18 protein-coding genes are annotated in these 22,563 nt (G+C 44.8%); 12 read left to right on the top strand and 6 right to left on the bottom strand.

The annotated features are described in order from the left end of the window. Nucleotides 1-211: 211 nt before the first annotated feature. The gene (gene fdhF, locus M4S28_RS11915; RefSeq protein ID WP_249631869.1) at nucleotides 212-4,441 is read left to right on the top strand and encodes a formate dehydrogenase subunit alpha; all 4,230 of its coding nucleotides are present in this window, start codon (nucleotides 212-214) and stop codon (nucleotides 4,439-4,441) included. Between the two features lie 111 nt (nucleotides 4,442-4,552). Here the strand turns inward: fdhF and M4S28_RS11910 are convergent, their stop codons facing one another. The 6 genes from M4S28_RS11910 to M4S28_RS11885 form a co-directional block, all read right to left on the bottom strand. After that, a complete protein-coding gene (locus M4S28_RS11910) occupies nucleotides 4,553-5,533 on the bottom strand; it encodes an alpha-L-glutamate ligase-like protein (protein ID WP_004736463.1) in 981 nt (326 codons plus the stop codon). Nucleotides 5,534-5,536: 3 nt separating this feature from the next. Then, entirely contained in the window at nucleotides 5,537-7,042 is a 1,506-nt protein-coding gene (locus tag M4S28_RS11905) for an inactive transglutaminase family protein (protein WP_004736464.1), read from the bottom strand. A 17-nt stretch (nucleotides 7,043-7,059) separates the two neighbouring features. Beyond that, nucleotides 7,060-7,800 (bottom strand): ATP-dependent zinc protease family protein, encoded by a 741-nt coding sequence (locus tag M4S28_RS11900; protein WP_004736465.1) that lies wholly within the window; start codon nucleotides 7,798-7,800, stop codon nucleotides 7,060-7,062. Between the two features lie 266 nt (nucleotides 7,801-8,066). Then, on the bottom strand, nucleotides 8,067-9,038 hold the full coding sequence (cmoB, locus tag M4S28_RS11895) for a tRNA 5-methoxyuridine(34)/uridine 5-oxyacetic acid(34) synthase CmoB (RefSeq protein ID WP_054547297.1): 972 nt from the start codon (nucleotides 9,036-9,038) through the stop codon (nucleotides 8,067-8,069). Between the two features lie 182 nt (nucleotides 9,039-9,220). Further along, nucleotides 9,221-9,949: a carboxy-S-adenosyl-L-methionine synthase CmoA gene (gene cmoA, locus M4S28_RS11890; RefSeq protein WP_017078176.1), complete on the bottom strand. Its 729-nt coding sequence runs from the start codon at nucleotides 9,947-9,949 to the stop codon at nucleotides 9,221-9,223. 139 nt (nucleotides 9,950-10,088) lie between these two features. Then, a complete protein-coding gene (locus M4S28_RS11885) occupies nucleotides 10,089-10,991 on the bottom strand; it encodes a DUF72 domain-containing protein (RefSeq protein WP_249631868.1) in 903 nt (300 codons plus the stop codon). A 580-nt stretch (nucleotides 10,992-11,571) separates the two neighbouring features. Here M4S28_RS11885 and aspS point away from each other — a divergent pair. From aspS to tolQ, 11 genes are all read left to right on the top strand, one after another. Next, complete coding sequence (gene aspS, locus M4S28_RS11880) at nucleotides 11,572-13,344, top strand: aspartate--tRNA ligase (RefSeq protein WP_249631867.1); 1,773 nt, start codon at nucleotides 11,572-11,574, stop codon at nucleotides 13,342-13,344. Between the two features lie 211 nt (nucleotides 13,345-13,555). Beyond that, nucleotides 13,556-14,077 (top strand): crossover junction endodeoxyribonuclease RuvC, encoded by a 522-nt coding sequence (gene ruvC, locus M4S28_RS11875; protein WP_004736470.1) that lies wholly within the window; start codon nucleotides 13,556-13,558, stop codon nucleotides 14,075-14,077. Between the two features lie 195 nt (nucleotides 14,078-14,272). Continuing rightward, nucleotides 14,273-15,733, top strand: a complete 1,461-nt coding sequence (locus M4S28_RS11870; RefSeq protein ID WP_249631866.1) for a methyl-accepting chemotaxis protein — start codon at nucleotides 14,273-14,275, stop codon at nucleotides 15,731-15,733. Between the two features lie 92 nt (nucleotides 15,734-15,825). Further along, nucleotides 15,826-16,437, top strand: coding sequence for a Holliday junction branch migration protein RuvA (gene ruvA, locus M4S28_RS11865; RefSeq protein ID WP_017076435.1), 612 nt, complete (start codon nucleotides 15,826-15,828; stop codon nucleotides 16,435-16,437). Nucleotides 16,438-16,540: 103 nt separating this feature from the next. Continuing rightward, nucleotides 16,541-17,557: a Holliday junction branch migration DNA helicase RuvB gene (gene ruvB / locus M4S28_RS11860; RefSeq protein WP_017083931.1), complete on the top strand. Its 1,017-nt coding sequence runs from the start codon at nucleotides 16,541-16,543 to the stop codon at nucleotides 17,555-17,557. Nucleotides 17,558-18,109: 552 nt separating this feature from the next. Beyond that, nucleotides 18,110-19,696: a cytochrome ubiquinol oxidase subunit I gene (gene cydA, locus M4S28_RS11855; RefSeq protein WP_004736475.1), complete on the top strand. Its 1,587-nt coding sequence runs from the start codon at nucleotides 18,110-18,112 to the stop codon at nucleotides 19,694-19,696. A 13-nt stretch (nucleotides 19,697-19,709) separates the two neighbouring features. Beyond that, nucleotides 19,710-20,846, top strand: coding sequence for a cytochrome d ubiquinol oxidase subunit II (gene cydB / locus M4S28_RS11850; RefSeq protein ID WP_249631865.1), 1,137 nt, complete (start codon nucleotides 19,710-19,712; stop codon nucleotides 20,844-20,846). Nucleotides 20,847-20,877: 31 nt separating this feature from the next. Continuing rightward, entirely contained in the window at nucleotides 20,878-20,985 is a 108-nt protein-coding gene (gene cydX, locus M4S28_RS11845; protein WP_000270284.1) for a cytochrome bd-I oxidase subunit CydX, read from the top strand. After that, nucleotides 20,978-21,280, top strand: a complete 303-nt coding sequence (gene ybgE / locus M4S28_RS11840; protein WP_017055065.1) for a cyd operon protein YbgE — start codon at nucleotides 20,978-20,980, stop codon at nucleotides 21,278-21,280. Before cydX ends, ybgE begins: the two co-directional genes overlap by 8 nt. Before the next feature lie 172 nt (nucleotides 21,281-21,452). Continuing rightward, nucleotides 21,453-21,890, top strand: coding sequence for a tol-pal system-associated acyl-CoA thioesterase (gene ybgC, locus M4S28_RS11835; RefSeq protein WP_017078182.1), 438 nt, complete (start codon nucleotides 21,453-21,455; stop codon nucleotides 21,888-21,890). Continuing rightward, complete coding sequence (gene tolQ, locus M4S28_RS11830; RefSeq protein WP_004736480.1) at nucleotides 21,880-22,563, top strand: protein TolQ; 684 nt, start codon at nucleotides 21,880-21,882, stop codon at nucleotides 22,561-22,563. The genes ybgC and tolQ overlap by 11 nt, the downstream gene beginning before the upstream one ends.

The following is a 22,563-nucleotide window of genomic DNA, read 5'->3' as shown; positions in this document are numbered from 1 at the left end:
TGAGTACCTTCCGCCTAGTCCTCTCGTCGATACTGATAAGACCACTCATACCTTATGGTTATTATCAATGGAACTTGTTTGAGGTCACACGCACAAAACCACAAATAATGTATGGTAATGACATAGATTTAATAATATTAATAATATTGTATTACTTAAATTTTAATTATTGATAACTCGCGTGTGCGAAAGGTAAAGGTAGGACTTAGGTATGATTCAAATCGTTATTGATGGGAAATATCGAATTGTCGAGCAAGGACAAACCGTTCTTGAGGCGGCAAAAACATGTGGTTTAGAGATCCCATCTTTATGTGGTTTGAACAAAACAGCGGATAAAGTACCGTGTGACTTGTGTGTTGTTGAAGTTGATGGCGTTGGTGTCACTCGTTCTTGTGAGCTTGAAGTGTCTAATGGGCTGAATATTACCACCCAGTCAAAACAGTTAACGATTCATCGGCAAGACGCGTTGAACCGTATCATGACCGATCATTACGCGGATTGTGAAGCGCCATGCCAAACAGCGTGTCCTGCTGGGGTCGATATCCAATCTTACCTGCATCATATTGCGCAAAATGATCACATCAAAGCGATAGAGGTTATCAAAAAGACACTACCAATGCCCCTGTCGATTGGTCGAGTATGTCCTGCTTTCTGTGAAACGGAATGTCGTCGCAACTTGGTCGATGAATCCATCGCGATTCGTCAACTCAAACGACACGCTGCCGACGCAGATTTAGCCGCTCAAGAGAGCTACATGCCAACTAAGAAACCAATCAAAGGCAAGAGTATTGCGATTGTTGGTAGTGGCCCCGGTGGTCTTACAGCAGGTTATTACCTATCTAACGAAGGCTACGATGTTAGTGTTTATGAGTCGATGCCCAAAGCGGGAGGTTGGTTGCGTTACGGTATCCCTGAATATCGCTTACCTAAATCGATCCTAGATAAAGAAATCGAACTGATGTGTCGTAATGGGATGTCGGTAGAGTGTGATAAAAAACTCGGTGTTGATTTTACACTGTCTGATTTGAGTAACGATTTTGATGCGGTTTGCTTGGCGGTTGGTGCATCGCAAGCAGTTGAAATGAATTATCCGGGCAGCGATCTTGGCGGTTGTTATCTAGGCGTCGATTACTTGAAAGATTACGTGATCGATCAGCAGTATGTCACTGGTAAAAAGGTTGCAGTGATTGGTGGTGGTAATACCGCGATTGACTGCGCTCGAACAGCGGTGCGTGATGGCGCGGATACTACGCTGATTTATCGTCGTACTCGAGATGAGATGCCGGCAGAAGATTACGAAATCGAAGAAGCTGAGCATGAAGGTGTGAAGTTCCATTTCTTAACCAACCCGGCAGAAAACATAGCCGATGAAAATGGTCATGTATCAGAAATACGATTAGAGCGTATGGCTTTGGGTCCGGCTGATGCTTCAGGTCGTCGCAGCCCTAAACCAACAGGCGAATTCTTTGTTGAAGCGTTTGATACGGTTATTGCTGCCGTGTCGCAAAAGCCGGATCTGAGCTTTATGGACAATGAAGCGATTGATATTCCTCTTACTCGTTGGAATACCGCTGATGCCGATCCGCAAACCATGCATACAGGTACTGGCAATATCTTTAGTATTGGTGATTTCCGACGCGGCCCTGCAACCGCAGTGGAAGCGGTGGGGGATGGGCGCATTGCTGCACAGGCGATTGATCGGTTCTTTCATGGCGATATGGATAACATTCCGGTTAAACCGTTTAATGCAAGAAAGCACAAGCAGCTCAAAGCGGTGGATCCTGAGCAATACAAATCCATACAGCGTATGGCGCGTAAGATCATGCCAGAGCTAACACCCGAGCAGCGTGAACAAAGCTTCGACGAAGTAGAAACAGGGTTTGATAATGCCGATGCAATTGCGGAAGCAGCAAGATGTCTAGAATGTGGCTGCCAAGCCAACACCGATTGCGACTTACGAGACTACTCGACCGAATACAAGGCAACGCAAACACATCCAGAGTACAAAATCGATGTGGCTTCGAATGAGAGTTGGCAGGCGATTCGTGCAGAAGAAGCGAAGGTCGGTTTAACAAGACAAAAATTTGCTGTTGACGACAGTTCAGAATTTATTATCTTTGATGCCAACCGCTGCATCAGTTGCGGGCAGTGTATCCAAGCGTGCCGCGAACAGAATGTCCATGGCGTTCTAAGCTTCATGAATCAATTTGATGGCAAGCCTGCATCAAGACCTGAATGTCGTCCTAATTTTGGGGCAGACAAGACCTTAATGGGCGACTCAAACTGCGTTCAATGTGGATCTTGTATTCAGGCGTGTCCGACCGGTGCAATGGTGGATGCTCGTGATAGAAAGCAGGGAGACACAGACTTACTCAAGAAAGTCGATACCATCTGCACCTATTGTGGTGTGGGCTGTAAGCTAACCATGCATATCGATGAGCAGAAAAACAAAATCCGTTATATCGAAGGCGGTGACTCTCCGGTTAATGAAGGTATGTTGTGTGTTAAGGGGCGATTCGGTTTCGATTTTGTGGGCAGTGATGCGCGTTTAACCACACCATTAATTCGTAAAGATGGCTGGTTGCAACCTGCAAGTTGGGAAGAAGCGATTAAACTCATTGCTGATAAATTTACCGCGATTAAACAGGGCTTTGGTAGCAATGCTTTGGCGGGCTTCTCGTCGGCGAAAACCACCAATGAAGACAACTATGTCTTCCAAAAATTCATACGTCGCGAACTAGGTACCAATAACGTCGATCACTGTGCACGTCTTTGTCATGCTTCGACTGTTACCGGTTTAGAGGCTTCGCTGGGTAGCGGTGCAATGACCAATGATATTCCAAGTATCAAGCACTCAGATGTGATCTTTATTATCGGTTCAGATACTACTTCAGCACACCCAATTATTGGCTCGCACATCAAGCAAGCGGTTAGGCATGGTGGAGCACGATTGATCGTTGCTGATCCAAAACGAATCGATATTGCTGACCATGCTGAGCTTTACTTAGCGCACCGACCGGGCACCGATGTGATGCTGATTAATGGTGTGATGCAGCAGATCATCAAACACGGTTGGTACGATCAAGATTATATTGATGATCGTGTTGATGGCTTTGATACCTTATTGCAGGAAGTCATGTCACCAAGCTACTCACTTGATAAAGTCGAATTGGTGACTGGCGTGAAAGCGGAAGATATCTTCGCGATGGCTCGTTTGATTGGTACTGCAGAACGCACCGCCGTATATTATTCGATGGGTATTACGCAACACACTACTGGTCACGACAATGTACGTTCAATCGCTAATCTACAACTCTTGTGTGGCAACATTGGTATCGAAGGCGGTGGTATCAACCCATTACGTGGTCAATCCAATGTTCAGGGAGCGTGTGATATGGGGGCATTGCCGAACAACCTTCCAGGTTATCAGAAAGTGTATAACCCGATAGTTCGTCAAAAATTTGCGATGGAGTGGGGTGTTGCTGATTTACCAGCGGAAGCGGGGTTAACGCTCACCGAAATTATTGATGGAGCGTGCCATCGAGATGTTCGTGGTCTGTATGTCATGGGTGAGAACCCAGTGTTGAGTGACCCAAATCAAGCGCATGTGATTGAAGGTCTTGAAGCGTTGGATTTCCTAGTGGTTCAAGATATTTTCTTAACCGAAACCGCTCAGTATGCCGATGTGGTTCTGCCGTCTTGTTCGTTTGCTGAAAAGTCTGGCCACTTCACCAATACAGAGCGCCGAGTCCAACGTATTAATCCTGCTGTTAATCCGCCTGGTGACGCGAAAGAAGATTGGGTGATTATTCAAATGCTAGCCAACGCAATGGGCGGCGGTTGGGACTATAAAACCGTTGCTGATATCACCAATGAGATAGCACGTGTAACGCCGCAGTATGGTGGTTTACGTTGGGATAATATTACGGTGAACGGCGTCCAATGGCCAACTAATAAGAACAACCCTGATGGCACACGTATCATGCACCAGACTCAATTCACTCGCGGACGTGGTCAAATGGAAGCGATTCCGTTTAGATACGCAGCAGAACTTCCTGATGCGGAATACCCGCTAGTATTAACGACAGGTCGCATCCTAGAACAGTTCCACACAGGAACCATGACACGTAAAACCAAAGGGCTTGATAACTTGGCAGGACCACGTGCGATGGTGAGTGTTCATGATGCCGAAGCGTTAGGGATCTCGAATGGCCAGATGCTCAAAGTATCAACCCGTCGTGGAGAAATTGAAATCGCGGCATTTGTCACTAAGCGAATGCAAAAGGGGGTGGTATTTATTCCATTCCATTTTGTCGAATCTCCAGTTAACCGCTTAACTACGACTGCAACCGATCCGCACGCTAAGATCCCAGAGTTTAAGGTGGCGGCAGTCCGCATTGACCCAATTCGTGAGCCTGAAGCAGAAACAACAGAAGCTTAGTTCCGAGCGTTAAGCTAATTAACAATAGGCATTAAAAAGCCGCGTAACTCTCAGAGTTATGCGGCTTAATTTATTGAGCTAGGCTCGGTGTCAAATGACCGAGTTAATCACTTAGTTTGAAGCGAGTTCGTTACCGTGAACACCAAATTGTTTTGCGGCGTATGCCACGCGCTCGGCAGGTTTTGGATATTCAGCTGGCGTGCCTAGGTTTTCAATATGATGCAAGCGAGGCAATAAACCCGCGCCGTTTGCAATCTGTATTGCTAATCCTGGACGAGCGTTTAGCTCTAGTACCATTGGGCCTTCTTCTTGGTCTAAAACCATGTCAGTGCCCATGTAACCAAGGCCTGTCATTTCCCACGCGCTTGATGCTAGCGTAAGCAGTTTTTCCCAATGCGGTACTTGAAGTTGTGCCAACTCTTTGTCGGTGTCCGGGTGGTGAGTCACAGGGTGGTCAAATTGAACCGCACGAACGGCTTTACCCGTCGCGATACAGATGCCCACACCCACAGCGCCTTGGTGCAAGTTTGCCTTGCCGTCAGAAGCTGAAGTAGAAAGACGCATCATCGCCATCACAGGGTAGCCTTTGAATACGATAATTCGTACATCGGGCACACCTTCATAACTGAAGCCATCAAAACACTCGTCAAACTTGATGAGGTTTTCAACCACGGCTACGTCGTTCTTACCACCCAGTGAGAAAAGACCCGCGAGAGCGTTACTGATATGACGCTCTACGTCTTCTTCATTGATAGTCGAACCTGATGGCTTGGTATAAACACCATCCTTGTGAGAAATAACAACAAGGATACCTTTACCACCACTACCTTGAGCGGGCTTGATTACAAACCCCGGCCACTCTTTAACCATCTTGTGGATTGTTTTTACTTCAGCTTGGTGACCAATAACGCCAATCAGTGTTGGTACGGTTGCACCAGCTTGTTCAGCGATAATCTTAGTCTTAAGCTTGTCATCAACGAGTGGATACTTGGAACGATCATTGTAGCGACCAATATAGCTATGGTTACGCTTGTTCATTCCCATTATGCCTTTGTCTTTCAACTTAAACGGTGAAGTAAATTGATCAAACATAACTTAGTCCTCCGCTAGCGGTTTAAAGCGACGAAGCTCGGTTAGACGGTAGCCTGTGTAGTTACCTAGTAGCAAGATGGTCGCTAGAATAACAAGCTGTAAACCAATAAAGTTAAACGTTAAATGCTGGATGAACGGGTTAGTCATGCCTAAGTAAACAAGAACAGCGGTAAATAGAGAACCACCACCTTGTAGCACTACCTCTTTCGCCCCTTCTTCTTCCCAAAGGATAGACATACGTTCGATAGTCCAAGATAGGATAATCATTGGGAAGAACGTAATCGATAGACCTTCAGTCAGACCGACTTTAAACGCCACAACAGTAAACACAGAGATAATCATGATTACCGTAATGATTACGGCGGATATCCTGGCGACCAGTAGCAAATTGAGCTTGGATAAGTAACTTCGAATAATAAGACCTGTACCTACGATAAGTAGGAAGCCGACAATACCCGTTACCAATTGTGTTTGTACAAAGGCTACTGCAATCAGTACAGGCATGAACGTACCAGACGTTTTCAGACCGATGATGACACGTAGGAACACAACAATCAGAGCGCCGATAGGAATCAGCATGATGGTTTTAAACATCGCTTGCTCTTCTAACGGTAGGCTGTGAATTGAAAGGTTTAACAGTTGATCAGCAGAGACTTTACTGTTGGTTGCTTCAGTGGGAGTCACCTCCTGAGCAATCATTGAGAAGTGAACTTTACTGTTCTGACCGCCAACCACGTCTAATAGAGATACATTTGATTCATCCCAAATTAGCAGGTTTGGCTGAACTTGCTGTTCGCTTGATTCAGGAGAGAATAAAACCCATTGGTCGTTATCCCAGATCTGGTTCATTTGCTGGATAGATTGACGACGACGTCCATCTTCTAGCTCAATAACACCAACCACTTTATTGTGAATGTTTGCTGCTGAAAGTAGCTTGTGTGTTGCTTCAACTTTGCTCATGTTATTCAGAATCAGCGCAGAGTTTTGGCTGTCTGGATCATTAAGCGTTTTGATAAGTTCACGAGTGAAGGTGATGTTGTCTGCTGAGCGCTTGGTTGCTCGGTCAATCAGTGCCAACGCTGCCGCTTCTTCTGGACCATCAAAGCTTGGTTGCGTAATTTCACCTTCTGGTGGTATCGCATCAATTTTTGCTTGGTTATCAACTAGGAATTGAGTCTTGTAGTAGATAGTTTGCGGGCCATCAGCGTGGCGAATAGACCATTCTGCACGACGACCTGACTCGGTGTTCAAGTAAGAGATGCCGTAACCTGGAGATGAAGCTGACTCACCAATAAGTGTGTAATTAGATTGAGTGTGAGGAGCAGCTAATGAAACTTTTGCTTCTTTACCAACCGCATTGAACTCGATACGAGCTTCAACGTCCCAAACCTGCCTGGTTTCCCCTGGAGTCCAAGGTACACCGTAGGTTGTATGTCTGAACATACTCAGTGTTATACCTGCCACGATGAGCAGGAAAATAGAGATATAAAATGGAATTCTTGACGTCATAGCTTACCCTACTATTGTTATTTAACTTCCGTTTGTACGTACTTTTTACTTACATCTACTAGCGCTATGTCTTTGATAAATTCGCGCCCTAGTAATACAGGGTGACTCATTTGAGAGCGATCCGCCAATGTAAATTGCGCTTTTTCATGGATATTTCCAACTTTTACCCATAATTCGATCACAGCTCGACGTTCTGTCTGGTCATTCGTTGACTGACGGATTTTTACATACCGCACAACGGGCGCTTCAATCCATTTTTGGTCTTCTACAGCTTGTGCTTTATCGGCCAAATGGAATCTCACCCAGTCTTTACCGTTACGTTCGAATTCTTTGATGTCGACAGCATTTAAAGAAGAGGTGGTTGCGCCAGTATCAACACGCGCATCAAAGCTCTGTTTGATCGAGTCGATAGACACTTTTTCGATTCCGCCAAGGATGGTCGGTTGTAACGTAGTAGTGACAGGAGTAGCGGCAACGACGACGGGTTCTTCTTGCTCTAGCTCTTCAATAACCTTATGTTCCATGCTGGTCAGATGAACATCTAATTGACTAGAAAGAGTGGTGATTTCGTCTTCTAAGCTTTCAATATAATCACTTTGATTACTTAGTTGTAGTTCAAGATTTTGAACCTTATTTGCGATGTTTGTCTCTGAGCGGGCAATAGCGTCGAGAGTTTCTTGGTGGTAGGTAGCACCGTTCGTGAGGGTACAACCAGAGAGCAAACCAACCGCCACGATAGGCGATAATCGCTTAAACATATAAAAAACCTTTGAGAATTAGAGAATAGTTCAGACTATTTAGTAGTTTATCCCACAAAAAAGGACGCGTGAAGCATCCTATTGTAAGAGTCTGGTCATATTGAATCGCTATGTGAGCGCTACGAAAATTATTGTGATCTGAGTTCGTTCATTTGTTAAGCATGAGCGTAAGTTTTATACAATTCATGCTCTTGCTAATCAAAACTTACACATATAAATAACTAAGACTTAGTGACCACAGAGTTAATGGCTTGGTCCTATAGAAATTACGGTTTCGTCGCGACAAGAACAGCACGTCTCGGTGCCGGGTGACCTTCAACCGTTTTAGTTGGATCGTTCGGATCGAGGTAATCTGGAAGAGAGTTGTGTGTCATCCATTCTGTTGTGCGTTGTTCGCCAATCGTCGTGATATTTTCGTCAACGATACGTACGTCTTCAAAGCCAACCTGTTCAAGCCAGCGTTTCAGCGCGCGAGCAGAAGGGAAGAAGTACACATTTCTCATTTGCGCGTAACGGTCAACAGGGACCAATACCGCATTCTCGTCACCTTCAATCACCAAGGTTTCAAGAACCAGCTCACCGCCAGATGCCAATTGGTCTTTCAGCTGAATCAAGTGATCCAGTGGTGAACGACGGTGATACAACACACCCATGCTAAATACAGTGTCGTAGGCTTCTAGTTTTGGCAGTTGCTCAATACCTAAAGGTAATAGGTGAGCACGTTGGTCATCGCCCATTAACTTACGAATAGCTTCAAACTGAACCAAGAATAGGTGAGAAGGGTCGATACCCACTGTTAGGCGTGCGCCTTCACCTAGCATGCGCCACATGTGGTAACCATTGCCACAACCTACATCAAGCACAGAGCGGTTTTTCAATGGAGAAATATGAGGAAGGACACGGTCCCATTTCCAGTCACTGCGCCACTCCGTATCGATATGGATATCGTGAACGGTGTAAGGACCCTTCCTCCACGGGTGGAAGGTCTTTAGTAAGCTTTCTAACTTCTTAAGTTCACCTGTGTGAAATGGTGTCGAGCTACCAATGGTTACTGAGTTTTTCAGATCAACTTGGTCAGGCACGCCTTGAGGGATTTTATTCAGTGCACGTAACCAACGGTCGAAGTCACCGTGCTCTGCATTTTGCCAATCCGTCAGCTGTTGAGGAAGAACATTGAGCCACGGCTGTAGGCGAGTGTCTTGGGCAATGAGTTGATAAAAATTGGCAAAATTAAACATAGTTTTTCACTGAGTTAATAGGGTCAATAAACCCTAAAATAAAAATTAAATTTGTCATTCCCTACAGTGAGGGACGAACATGATAGGGAATCTCGGTTTATCGTACTTGATAGCGCTCCCCAACTCGCTCGTTCCTCGCTCTTGAGGATGACGTTTTAGTACGAGCTGACTGGGTATGTACGCTATTTAATCGCGAACATTGAACCAAAGTTGAAGCATTGGAACCACACTTCGCTGCTTGAGAAGCCAATCTTATCAAAGCGTTCCTTGTGGACAGGGATCGAGTCTGGACGCATCACGTTTTCGATTGCACTACGTTTTTGGCTTACTTCAAGCTCGCTGTATCCATTGGCACGTTTGAAATCATGGTGCAGATCGATAAGCAGTTCATTTGAACTTTCATCTTCGAATACGTATTTTTCTGACAGAATTAAGATCCCGCCCGGGCGCAAGCCTGCATAAATTCTCTCAAGCAGAGCGTATCGGTCGTCGGGAGACAGAAATTGCAGCGTAAAGTTAAGAACCACAACAGAGGCGTCTTTAATTTCTACTTCACGGATGTCGGCTTCAATGACTTCTACTGGCGTGTCACTGCGGTAAGCATTAACGTGCAACTTACAGCGTTCAACCATCGCTTGTGAATTATCAACAGCGAAAATGGTGCAGCCTTCTTGCTGAATATGGCGACGCATAGAAAGTGTCGCCGCGCCAAGAGAGCAGCCTAGGTCATAAATATTTGAATGTGGCTTTACAAAGCGCTCAGCCAACATGCCGATTGCAGAGATGATATTGCTATAGCCAGGCACCGAGCGTTGAATCATATCCGGAAATACTTCAGCAACCCTTGCATCAAAGGTGAAGTCTCCAATTTTATCAATAGGAGCGGAAAAGATATTGTCTGTGTTGCTCATGGCATTTTCTCTCGACAGTCAGCGTAATTGGCACAAAATTCATACCAAATAAAAGGGGACGTATTTTACGTAAAAAAAGCGCGGCTGTCACGAAAACTGAGATTTAGCTCAAGGTTCGAAGTTACTGATAGGTGATGGGCTAGAACATCGAGATTTGATGATTGCCTTTCTGTGCTGGAAATTGAGCGAGATCAGGCAATATAAGTGATGTATTTTCAGACACTTGTTTTTGTAGCTGCTTATAAATAGCAATAGCGAGTTCAGGTGCGTGATTATTGTCTGGGGTGTGGATCATTAAATAGGGTTGTTTGCCTTCATTAAGCCAGTTTGGAATTTTGGCAAACCAAGGCTTAAAAAATTCAATATTAGGTTCTTGATCTGGGTGGCCAATAAATCGAATCATAGGATTATTGGCGGTCGCAATCGCATGCACGGGAACGCGTGGTTTTTTCTGATGAGCATCGATCACCGCTTCTGTGGTTGGTGGTGCGGAGAAAACGGGACGGCTATCCATGATAATGCGATTGATCCCCTCTTCTATTAACCAATGATTGAAGCGCTTTTCTGCATCACCCTTATCAAAAAAACCAAGGTGACGAACCTCTACACCGAGCTGCATATTTTTGGGGAACAAGGTACAAAACTTTTGCAGGGCAGGCAGCATGCTAGGTTCAAAACTGTGTGGTAGCTGAATCGTCCATTGGCCAATACGGTCGTGGAGTGGCGACATGGTCATTAAAAACTCTTTGAGCTCGGCTTGGCAGTGCCTGAGTTGTTGCTGGTGGGTGATGAACTTTGGCAGCTTGAAGGTGAACCTAAAATCACCGTGACTGGCGGCTTTCCAGTTGTGAACGGTCGACATACTCGGTGTGGCGTAGAAGGTCGTGTTGCCTTCAACCGTATGAAAAACTTGTGTGTACTTCTCTAAGCGTTCAGCAGGTTTTGTTCCCTTACCATAGAACTGACTTTGCCACTCGGAATGAGACCACATGGTTAATCCAAGTCTTAGAGGTAAAGTTTCTGTTATTACACGATCATCCATCTATTACACCGTTATTCATCACGCTATCAGTCATTACAAAAAGTTTTTGGTTTGAAATTAGGGCGTGTTGATCTTTCGAGCTGGTTTTTGCAGCGAGTTGCTGGGTATTTATACAAGGCAGAGGCTTTGATGTGTAGCTAGCCTACATGAGAAGCCGATAACGTAGTAGAAATGACCAGCAAACGCTGCCCGAAGGGTTCGGCTAAAAGCGTTTTACTCTTTGTTGAGGGAGATTTGCTTAGAATGACTAGGCTACTTCCCCCTCGCCGCGATTAAAACGCTTTTATCTCGAACGAAATTTAACCACGAAAGGTCAACGCGCCCTAAAATCTACTTTACGAGAGTTTTGCTGATTAAGGTACTTTCGAGATATAATTAGCGCAATTTTTTCGGTTTTGATGAATCTTTGCGCACTTGATGGGCTAAAAAGCAGCAAAGCCAGATAAAACACAATAAATTCGAATGTGGAAGGTCGATTTTAAGCGAGTTTCCGCGTATAAATGTTCCTTTGCTCTGTTGTGTGGAATGACCACTGACAGCTTGGAAACTAGTAAACAATTAAGAGATTGGGAAATTCATTATGCGTACCCATTACTGTGGTAACCTGAACAAGTCCCTGGCGGGACAAACTGTAGAATTGTGCGGCTGGGTAAACCGTCGCCGTGATTTAGGCGGTCTTATCTTTATCGATATGCGAGATCGTGAAGGCGTCGTTCAGGTTGTTGTCGATCCAGATATGAAAGATATCTTCCCGATAGCTAACCAACTGCGTAATGAATTTTGTATCAAATTTACTGGTGAAGTACGTGTTCGTCCTGACAGCCAAGTAAACAAAGATATGGCAACGGGTGAAGTTGAGCTTTACGCGACTGGTCTTGAGATCATCAACCGTTCAGAAGCGCTTCCACTAGATTTCAACCAAACGAACTCTGAAGAACAGCGTCTTAAGTACCGCTACATCGATCTTCGTCGTCCAGAAATGAGCGATCGTATTAAGCTGCGTGCACGTGCTTCTAGCTTCGTTCGTCGTTTCCTAGATGAAAATCTATTCCTAGACATCGAAACACCAGTGCTAACGAAAGCGACACCTGAAGGCGCGCGTGACTACCTGGTACCAAGCCGTGTTCATAAAGGCAGCTTCTACGCGCTTCCTCAATCTCCTCAGTTGTTCAAGCAACTGCTGATGATGTCTGGTTTTGACCGTTACTACCAAATCGTTAAATGTTTCCGCGATGAAGATTTACGTGCTGACCGTCAGCCTGAATTTACTCAAATCGATATCGAAACATCGTTCATGTCTTCTCAAGAAGTACGTAACGTGACTGAGAAGCTAGTTCACGATATGTGGAAAGAGCTTTTAGATGTTGAACTGGGCCAATTCCCAGTAATGCCTTTCTCTGAAGCGATTCGTCGTTTCGGTTCTGATAAGCCAGATCTACGTAACCCACTAGAGCTAGTTGACGTTGCTGACTTGGTTAAAGACGTTGAGTTCAAAGTATTCTCTGGCCCTGCGAACGACGAAAAAGGTCGCGTAGCGGTTATCCGTGTACCAGGTGGCGCTAAGTTAACTCGTAAGCAAATCGACGGTTACGCTGAACATGTAGGTATCTACGGCGCGAAAGGTCTAGCTTGGATGAAGGTTAACGACCGTGCTGCTGGCATGGAAGGTATCCAATCTCCAGTTGCTAAGTTCCTAAACGAAGACGTGATCAACGGTCTTCTTGAGCGCACTCAAGCTGAATCTGGCGATATCATCCTATTTGGTGCAGATAAAGCGAACATCGTTGCTGAAGCAATGGGCGCACTTCGTATCAAGCTAGGTGATGACCTAGAGCTAACAGATAAGAAAGCGTGGGCTCCACTTTGGGTTATTGATTTCCCAATGTTCGAAGAAGATGGCGAAGGCAATCTTCACGCTATGCACCACCCATTCACATCACCACTTGGTGTGAACGCGGAAGAGCTAAAATCGAACCCAGCAGCAGCTAACTCTGATGCCTACGACATGGTAATCAACGGCTACGAAGTCGGCGGCGGTTCTGTACGTATTCACAGCGCAGAAATGCAAACGGCTGTATTCGGTATCCTAGGTATCGAAGCTAAAGAGCAACAAGAGAAGTTCGGTTTCCTACTTGAAGCACTTAAGTACGGTACGCCACCACACGCAGGTCTAGCATTCGGTCTTGACCGTTTAGCAATGCTTCTTTGTGGTACAGAGAACATCCGTGACGTTATCGCATTCCCGAAAACAACAGCTGCAGCATGTCTATTAACAGACGCGCCAAGCTTAGCAAACCCAGCATCACTGGAAGAGCTAGCAATCGCTGTTAACTTAGCGAAGAAAGAAGACTAATCAAACGATTAAGCTCAACTTTCTAATCAAGCAGTGAGTTTTCGATGGAGCTTAAGTCTTAGATAGTACTTAAGCTTTCAGCAAAACTTAGTTTTTGATAGAACTTTTTCTTTCGCAGAACAACAAAATGCCCGTTAATTTGACGGGCATTTTTTTTTGCGTTCGATATACTAAGCTCATAAAGCATGTATAAATAATCAGTATTAAAGTTATGTCTATTATCTTAGGGATTGACCCTGGTTCTCGTATTACCGGCTATGGTGTGATTCGTCAAAATGGCCGCCACCTATATTATTTAGGTAGCGGTTGTATTCGCACCTCAGAAAAAGAGTTGCCAGGTCGCTTAAAGCAGATCTATGCGGGTGTGAGTGAGATCATTACTCAGTTTCAACCAGACGTGTTCGCGATCGAACAAGTCTTCATGGCAAAGAATGCCGATTCAGCACTTAAGCTTGGTCAAGCTCGCGGTAGTGCGATAGTGGCAGCTGTGAACGCTGACTTGCCCGTACATGAATACGCGGCAAGACTAATCAAGCAAGCGGTAACAGGTAATGGCGGTGCTGATAAGTCGATGGTTCAGAATATGGTGATGAGTATGCTCAAGCTACCCGCTAAGCCACAAGCCGACGCAGCGGATGCTCTAGGCGTAGCAATCACTCACGCCAATACCAATAAAACCTTGGTCGCACTGGCAGGTAAAGCAACAGGTGCGAGAAAAGGGCGCTACCGTTAATCCCACCCACCGCTTTCTAGACGTTTTCATTCGATGAGCCTTACGCCCTGTTTGGCTCATATCATAACAATACGCGCCTAAATCCTTGATGAAATGAGATCTTTCGAACAGAACCCAAATAATAACATTGCGTATTATTTAACATGTTATTAACATTGGTCGGAGGTCTAACAAGTTAATCAAGGATGATCACTGATGAACCCAATCAAGCTGTGGCGCGCGCTGTTTCTACCCAAAAGCAATGGGTGGAGTAACAACGAAGTCAGACAAGCCGATATCTTATTACTCTTCACTTTTATCGCATTCTTCGTGGGCGTCTATAGCTTAATCAAGTGGACTAAGCACGAAGAGCAACTTCTGATCGCTACATCTGTATTTCTTATCGTATTCGAACTGATCTCTGCACTGCTACTTCGTGTGACGAGTAAGCCGAGCCTTGCACTTAACTTTGGTTTTGTCGGCATGGCTGTCCACGCGTTGAACATCATTTACCAAAGCGGTGGGGTTGTGGCTTCCACTCAAGCTTATTGGGTGCCTTTGTTAGTGGTCGCTTTCTTCTTATCTGGAACACGAATTGTGGCTTTGGTGTGGAGTGGACTGGTTATCGGTGTTTCATTAGTGATGACCTCAGCACATCTCAATGGATTTGCATTTCCCCAGCTTGAGCTAACCCCTGATGCGGTAGTGTTAGAAACTTGGTCTGGTGTGATTATGCCGCTGGTGGTGATCTGCATTGCCCAAGCATTTACTGCGAAACAGAAAGAGGTGGCGATCGAAATGGCAGAGGATGCGATTTCAGAAAGCCAACACGTTGCCAATCAAGCGACGCAAAGTGAAGGTCGGCTCTCTATCGTGCTCGACCAAGCCAATTCGAATTCAGAGAGTCTACAAGGTGTTTCGGTTCATTTAGACCAGCAGTCGCAAGACCTGCATGCTCAAGTCGAAGTGTTGAATGTCAATTGTGAATCTCAGGCGAGTGCAGCAGAAGAGATGAGTCAACAGCTGCATCAAATGACTCAAGGTATCGAAGAATCCAATTCATTTGTGGGTGAACTGAAAGAGCGCAGTGAAGCGGTTGGAACCAAAGCGCAAAAGAGCTCTGAGTCACTAGAAGCCTCAACCAGTGCCATCAGCCAGATCATTCAAAGTAATCAAGAGATCATGAAAGTCGCCGATTTGATTACTTCCGTAGCCGAACAAACCAACCTATTAGCGCTCAACGCAGCAATAGAAGCCGCTCGAGCCGGTGAACAAGGACGAGGTTTTGCTGTGGTGGCCGATCAAGTGAGAGAGCTATCGGCGAAAAGCAGTCATTCAGCAATAGAAATTCGAACCTTGTTAGATCGCAGTAAAGAAGAAGTAGAAAACGGTCGAGCCATTATTGAAACTACGGCGAATGAAATGAACGGCATCATCTCAGAGGTGCAAACCATCTCAACAGATGTTAATCAGCTCACCAATATTATGGCAATGCAGATGAGCTCTCTGAAAGAACTCGATCTCGCGAGTTCAGAGGTGGCGCAGAGTGTTGCAGAAACTAAATCAGTATCGGGTTTAGTGGCCAATTATGGTTCTGAATTAACAGGCCATGTTACTTCGGTAAAAGAACTGGTTGAAAGCCTGAATAGTGTGGTTTCCCAAGCTAAGCAAGCTTAAATAAATCACCTTAATAAACACAAAGAACTGGATAAGCATCCAGTTCTTTTATATTCTGTCCCTCAAATAATATTCCATCAAGAGAGTGAATTGTGATCGGACGCCTACGCGGTACATTAATAGAAAAACAGCCACCAGAGTTGCTAATCGAAGTCAGTGGTGTTGGTTATGAAGTACAAATGCCAATGAGCTGTTTTTATGAATTACCAAACGTTGGCGAAGAGGCAATTATCTACACTCATTTTGTGGTACGTGAAGATGCTCAGCTACTTTATGGTTTCAACACTGTTAAAGAGCGTGCCTTGTTCCGTGAAGTAATTAAAGCGAATGGTGTCGGACCTAAACTTGGTCTTGGTATCCTTTCTGGAATGACGGCAAGCCAATTCGTTCAGAGCGTTGAACGTGAAGATATCTCGACACTGGTTAAACTGCCGGGTGTTGGTAAGAAAACGGCTGAGCGTCTGGTTGTTGAAATGAAAGACCGCCTCAAAGGGTGGGGAGCTGGTGATCTGTTTACGCCTGCAACGGATGCAGCGCCTATGGACTCTATGCCAACGGTTCACGATGCTGAAGAAGAAGCAGTAAGCGCACTACTTGCATTGGGTTATAAACCAACTCAAGCCTCTAAAGTTGTTGCTCAAGTGGCTAAAGATGGCATGACAAGTGAACAATTGATTCGCGAAGCACTAAAGTCGATGGTTTAATACCTCATATACTTGTTCTACAAAATAGACTCATTCACTTTGCCTTTACACAGAGTCAAGAAGCGCAGAGTCAGGAAGAGCAGAGTTAGGAATAACAGAATTTATGATTGAAGCCGATCGCCTGATTGCACCGGATAATCCGGTCTTTAAAGATGAAGATGTCATTGATCGCGCAATACGCCCTAAAGCACTTGCCGACTATCAAGGTCAGGACCACGTTCGTAACCAGATGGAGATTTTTATTCAAGCCGCTCAAATGCGAAATGAAGCTCTGGATCATCTGTTGATTTTCGGCCCTCCCGGTTTAGGTAAAACCACGTTGGCAAACATTGTTGCCAATGAAATGGATGTGAGCATCCGTACCACTTCAGGCCCTGTTCTTGAGAAAGCAGGTGACCTTGCGGCGCTACTGACTAACCTTGAAGAAAATGATGTGCTGTTCATTGATGAGATCCACCGTCTAAGCCCAGTGGTTGAAGAGGTGTTGTATCCCGCAATGGAAGATTACCAATTAGATATCATGATTGGTGAAGGCCCTGCGGCACGTTCTATCAAGATTGATCTTCCTCCTTTCACTTTGATTGGCGCAACCACTCGCGCTGGCTCACTGACGTCTCCGTTACGTGACCGTTTCGGCATTACCCAGCGTCTTGAATACTACAAAGTAGAAGATCTTCAAAATATCGTTCAACGCAGCGCGGATTGCCTTGGCCTATCTCTGGAGTCTGAAGGTGCATTAGAAATTGCTCGCCGTGCGCGTGGCACACCACGTATTGCTAACCGTCTACTACGTCGTGTTCGTGACTATGCGGAAGTGAAAGGCGATGGACATATTTGCCCAGACGTTGCAGATAAAGCACTCAACATGCTGGACGTTGACGCCAAAGGCTTTGACTACATGGATAGAAAGCTTCTGCTTGCGATAATGGAGAAGTTTGGCGGTGGTCCGGTTGGTATCGACAACATGGCAGCTGCGATTGGTGAAGAGAGAGACACCATTGAAGATGTGTTGGAGCCTTACTTGATTCAGCAAGGTTACTTACAAAGAACGCCAAGAGGTCGAATCGCGACCGACAGAGCGTATTTACACTTTGGAATAGATAAACCGTCTAATCGTTAAATTATTCATTTTCAAAGATCCCAGTTGCATAAGCGCTGGGATTTTTTGCTTTTTATTGAATAACAACTCTTTGAGCGATTCGATAAAAAGGCTGAATAGCCTCTGTCAAAAATGAAAACTTTGATTGCAGGTTTGATTTAGCTAGCAAAAAATGAAATAAGTTGTCATATTTTTTGTTAATACTTTATAGGTAGTTGTAATTCGTATGTTGAAGTGGTGCTGAGCTTTTGTCACAGATATCATGCGCTGTTATTAACAGAGGCTAAATTGGTGTGATTTTAATCATGATTGTACAAAAATAACTCTAATTTGCTCGAATAAAATTGATACAAATCAACGCAAGGTTCTCCTATAAACCTTTTGAAACATACTGATTTTACCAGTAATATTAGCGCCAGCTATATTAGCTCATGCTTAACAATAATCTAACTATAACGGTACGTTTTTGCTACAAATTTCAATTTGTAATAACAATTACATAAATTGTTTTAACATGGATTTTTGCGGTGAATAATCACACAAGTGTCATTCAGCCGACACAAAGGAGTTACCATGATTGATGTTGTTGATCTGTCGCGATTGCAGTTTGCATTTACAGCGATGTATCACTTCCTATTTGTTCCACTGACCTTAGGTATGGCATTTCTTCTTGCCATTATGGAGTCAGTATATGTAATGACGGGCAAACAAATTTACAAGGACATGACCAAGTTCTGGGGTAAATTGTTTGGTATTAACTTTGCTCTTGGTGTAGCGACAGGCTTAACCATGGAGTTTCAGTTTGGTACAAACTGGTCTTACTATTCTCACTACGTTGGAGACATCTTCGGTGCTCCGCTAGCTATTGAAGCGCTTGTTGCATTCTTCCTAGAGTCTACTTTTGTTGGTCTTTTCTTCTTCGGTTGGGACAGATTGTCAAAGCGTCAGCACTTAGCGGTAACGTGGTTAGTAGCACTTGGCTCTAACTTCTCAGCGCTATGGATCTTGGTAGCAAACGGCTGGATGCAAAACCCAGTGGGTGCAGAATTTAACTTTGAAACCATGCGTATGGAAATGGTGAGCTTCGCTGAAGTTGTACTAAACCCAGTAGCACAAGTTAAATTTGTACACACAGTGGCGTCTGGTTACACAACGGGTGCAATGTTCATCCTTGGTATCAGTTCATACTACATTCTTAAAGGTCGTGACCTTGCCTTTGCTCGTCGCTCTTTTGCGATTGCAGCATCTTTCGGTATGGCGGCGATCCTGTCAGTAATCGTACTAGGTGATGAATCTGGCTACGAGCTTGGTGAAGTTCAAAAAGTGAAGCTCGCTGCGGTAGAAGCCGAGTGGCACACTGAAGAAGCACCAGCCGCATTTACTGTTTTTGGTATTCCAAACCAAGAAACAATGAATACTGACTACGCAATTAAAATCCCATACGTAATGGGCATCATCGCAACGCGTTCGCTTGATACTGAAGTAACGGGCCTACGTGACCTACGTGATGATCACGTTGATCGTATCCGCACTGGTATGTACGCATACGAGCTGCTTGAAAAGCTACGTTCAGGCGACAAGTCTGAAGAAAACATCGCAGCGTTCGACGAAGTGAAAGGTGACCTAGGTTACGGTCTGCTTCTTAAGCGCTACACAGACGACGTTGTTGATGCAACAGAAGACCAAATCCAAATGGCTGCGGATGATTCTATCCCAACAGTTTGGCCTCTATTCTGGTCATTCCGTCTAATGGTTGCTTGTGGCTTCATCATGCTGTTTGTATTCGGTGCGGCGTTTGTTCAAACGTGTCGTCAGAAGATCGAACAGAAACCATGGGTACTTAAAGCGGCGCTATTCTCAATCCCACTACCTTGGATTGCGATTGAAGCAGGTTGGTTCGTTGCTGAGTTTGGTCGTCAGCCATGGGCGGTTGGTGAAATCCTACCTGTTAATGTGGCTGCATCAGCACTGACTATTGAACAGCTTTGGACTTCTCTATTCGCGATTCTTGCACTGTACACAGTGTTCTTGATTGCTGAAGTTTACCTAATGCTGAAATTCGCACGTAAAGGTCCAAGTAGCTTAAAGACAGGCCGTTACCACTTCGAACAAAACGATAACTCTGTTGAAGACAAAGTTAGCCGTTCAGTCGAAGTATAAGTGAGGGAATATTATGTTTGATTACGAAAGCTTACGACTTATTTGGTGGGTATTGATCGGTGTTCTACTGGTTGGTTTCGCCGTAACTGATGGCTTCGATATGGGTGTTGCAGCCCTTTCTCCTGTTATCGGTAAGAGCGACACTGAACGTCGTATTATGCTAAACACGATTGCCCCTCACTGGGATGGCAACCAAGTTTGGCTTATCACTGCTGGTGGTGCATTGTTTGCTGCATGGCCACTGGTTTACGCGACGTCTTTCTCTGGTTTCTACTTCGCAATGTACGCGACGTTAGCAGCGCTTTGGCTACGTCCACTTGCTCTTGATTACCGCTCTAAGATTGAAGCTCCAAAATGGCGTAAAACTTGGGACTACGCACTTTGCTTTAGTGGCACAGTACCACCAATCATTTTCGGTGTGGCATTTGGTAACCTACTACAAGGTGTACCATTTGATCTGAACGAATTTATGATGTCTAAGTACCATGGTACGTTCTTTGCTCTGCTTAACCCATTTGCATTGCTTTGTGGTGTGTTGGCTCTGATGTTGTTCGTGATGCAAGGTGCAACATGGCTTCAAATGAAGACAACAGAAGAACTGCACAGCCGCGCTCGTAACGTTGCTCAGATCACGGGCCTAATCGCTATCGCTCTGTTCGTTATCGGTGGCTTCTGGGTTCAGTCTATTGAAGGCTATGTAATCACTAGCACGATGGACACGTTTGCTGATTCAAACCCACTAAACAAAGAAGTATCACTTCAAGTTGGTGCTTGGATGACAAACTTCGAAACGTATCCAGCAATGTGGGCTGCGCCGATCCTTGGTGTAGCAATGCCACTGCTTGCTGTGATTGCATCTCGCTTTGAGCGTGGTGGTTTCGCATTCTTGTTCTCAAGCCTATCTAACGCTGGTGTTATTTTAACGGCTGGTTTTGCAATGTTCCCATTCGTAATGCCATCAAGCCTGAACCCTAGCCATAGTTTGACTATGTGGGATTCAACAGCGAGTGAGTTAACGCTTGGTCTTATGACCGGAGTTGCGGCGGTAATGGTTCCTGTGATTCTTGGCTACACAACTTGGACATACTACAAAATGTTCGGTCGTCTAGATAAGAAACATATCGAAGATAACGACGTTTCAGCTTACTAAGCTAGAAGTTAAATAACTTAGGAGAAATTTTATGTGGTATTTCGCATGGATTTTGGGTGTACTTCTAGCATGTGCATTCGGCATCATCAATGCTCTATGGTTAGAGCATTCAGAAATGATGGATAAAGACAGTGAGTAATCTCGCGGAGCAAATCGCTAAACTGCATCAACCAATGGATAAGACTCTGTTAAGAGCTTTATCCCTCGTATTGGGTTTCATGCATGTTGGTTTAGTGATGTGGGATCCTGAAGCGTATGCGACAAGCATCGGTGGCTTTAACGCGATCATCGGGCCAATGTTTATTTGGGCAGTGTGCTCAAGCATGGTTTACGGTATCGGGTTTAAGCCTAGAGCTTGGATGTGGCAGCTACTGTTTAGCCCATACGTTTCACTCACAATTTTGCTCTACCTAACGGTGTTGCGCCTTTTATAAAAGGCAGAAGATTTAGGTTCATAACGACGTGAACCTTTATACTTGTTGGGTTTTTAGTCAAAAAGAGGTCATCTTATACAGATGGCCTTTTTTTTCGTCTATTAAATCAAAAAATTCACAGCGATATACTATTAATGATAAGGAGTTAGGTTATAGTGAGATCTTTATCGTTTTGGATTGTGGTATCAAATTGCAGGGAATATCTAAGCCATTTACGTGGCCAGTGACAGTGTATTACGAAGACACCGATGCAGGTGGTGTTGTATACCATTCAAACTATCTTAAGTTTTTCGAACGCGCTCGAACTGAGATGTTGCGCTCAATTGGCGTCTCTCAGCAAGTCTTGTTAGAACAAAATATCGGTTTTGTAGTCCGACATATGGACATTGATTTTATTCAAGGTGCGCGACTTGATGATTCTTTACAAGTCATTACAAATATTTACGAGTTGAAGCGAGCTACCTTGGTCTTCTGTCAAGAGATCGTAAATCCTGATGGCAAGGCATTGTGTAAAGCAATGGTTAAGGTAGCATGTATCGATAATCAAAAAATGAAACCCAAAGCAATGCCAACATTTATTCTCACGGAGCTAACGAATAGTGACTGCTGAAATCTCAATCTTAGGCCTAATATTAGAAGCTAGCTTACTAGTTAAGATGGTCATGCTGATTCTTATGGGCATGTCTGTTGTTTCTTGGGCAATGATCATAAAAAGAAGTAAAGTATTATCTCAAGCTTCTAAACAAACTGACGTATTTGAAGATAAGTTCTGGTCAGGCGTTGATCTCGCAAAACTGTACCAAGAGAGCAATAAGCGCAAAGACGAGCTTTCTGGAACTGAAGAAATTTTCTACGCAGGCTTTACTGAGTTTGCTCGCCTTCGTAAATCGAATGCAACATCTCCTGACTTCATTATGGAAGGCACTGGCCGTGCAATGCGCGTAGCGGTTGCCCGTGAAGTAGACGAGCTAGAAACCAACTTACCTTTCTTAGCAACCGTTGGTTCTATCAGTCCGTACATCGGCCTATTTGGTACGGTTTGGGGCATCATGCACTCATTCATCGCATTAGGTGAAGTGAAGCAAGCGACGTTAGCAATGGTTGCTCCTGGTATTGCAGAGGCACTGATCGCGACAGCAATGGGCCTATTCGCGGCGATTCCAGCTGTAATGGCTTACAACCGCTTTAGCAGTCGAGTCGGTAAGCTAGAGCACAACTATGCGACTTTCTCTGAAGAGTTCCACAGTATTCTTCACCGTCAAGCGATGGCTGGCAGGGAATAA

This window comes from Vibrio sp. J383 (assembly GCF_023503985.1).
Lineage (GTDB): Bacteria > Pseudomonadota > Gammaproteobacteria > Enterobacterales > Vibrionaceae > Vibrio > Vibrio splendidus.
The sequence above is the reverse complement of the archived record's forward strand: the minus strand, read 5'-3'. Positions and strand labels throughout refer to the sequence as shown.

Bases quoted from the DNA above. Each gene is read 5' to 3' on its own strand.
- fdhF (WP_249631869.1), top strand. From the start codon at position 212: ATGATTCAAATCGTTATTGATGGGAAATATCGAATTGTCGAGCAAGGA.
- M4S28_RS11910 (WP_004736463.1), bottom strand. From the start codon at position 5,533: ATGTTTGATCAATTTACTTCACCGTTTAAGTTGAAAGACAAAGGCATA.
- M4S28_RS11905 (WP_004736464.1), bottom strand. From the start codon at position 7,042: ATGACGTCAAGAATTCCATTTTATATCTCTATTTTCCTGCTCATCGTG.
- M4S28_RS11900 (WP_004736465.1), bottom strand. From the start codon at position 7,800: ATGTTTAAGCGATTATCGCCTATCGTGGCGGTTGGTTTGCTCTCTGGT.
- cmoB (WP_054547297.1), bottom strand. From the start codon at position 9,038: ATGTTTAATTTTGCCAATTTTTATCAACTCATTGCCCAAGACACTCGC.
- cmoA (WP_017078176.1), bottom strand. From the start codon at position 9,949: ATGAGCAACACAGACAATATCTTTTCCGCTCCTATTGATAAAATTGGA.
- M4S28_RS11885 (WP_249631868.1), bottom strand. From the start codon at position 10,991: ATGGATGATCGTGTAATAACAGAAACTTTACCTCTAAGACTTGGATTA.
- aspS (WP_249631867.1), top strand. From the start codon at position 11,572: ATGCGTACCCATTACTGTGGTAACCTGAACAAGTCCCTGGCGGGACAA.
- ruvC (WP_004736470.1), top strand. From the start codon at position 13,556: ATGTCTATTATCTTAGGGATTGACCCTGGTTCTCGTATTACCGGCTAT.
- M4S28_RS11870 (WP_249631866.1), top strand. From the start codon at position 14,273: ATGAACCCAATCAAGCTGTGGCGCGCGCTGTTTCTACCCAAAAGCAAT.
- ruvB (WP_017083931.1), top strand. From the start codon at position 16,541: ATGATTGAAGCCGATCGCCTGATTGCACCGGATAATCCGGTCTTTAAA.
- cydA (WP_004736475.1), top strand. From the start codon at position 18,110: ATGATTGATGTTGTTGATCTGTCGCGATTGCAGTTTGCATTTACAGCG.
- cydB (WP_249631865.1), top strand. From the start codon at position 19,710: ATGTTTGATTACGAAAGCTTACGACTTATTTGGTGGGTATTGATCGGT.
- cydX (WP_000270284.1), top strand. From the start codon at position 20,878: ATGTGGTATTTCGCATGGATTTTGGGTGTACTTCTAGCATGTGCATTC.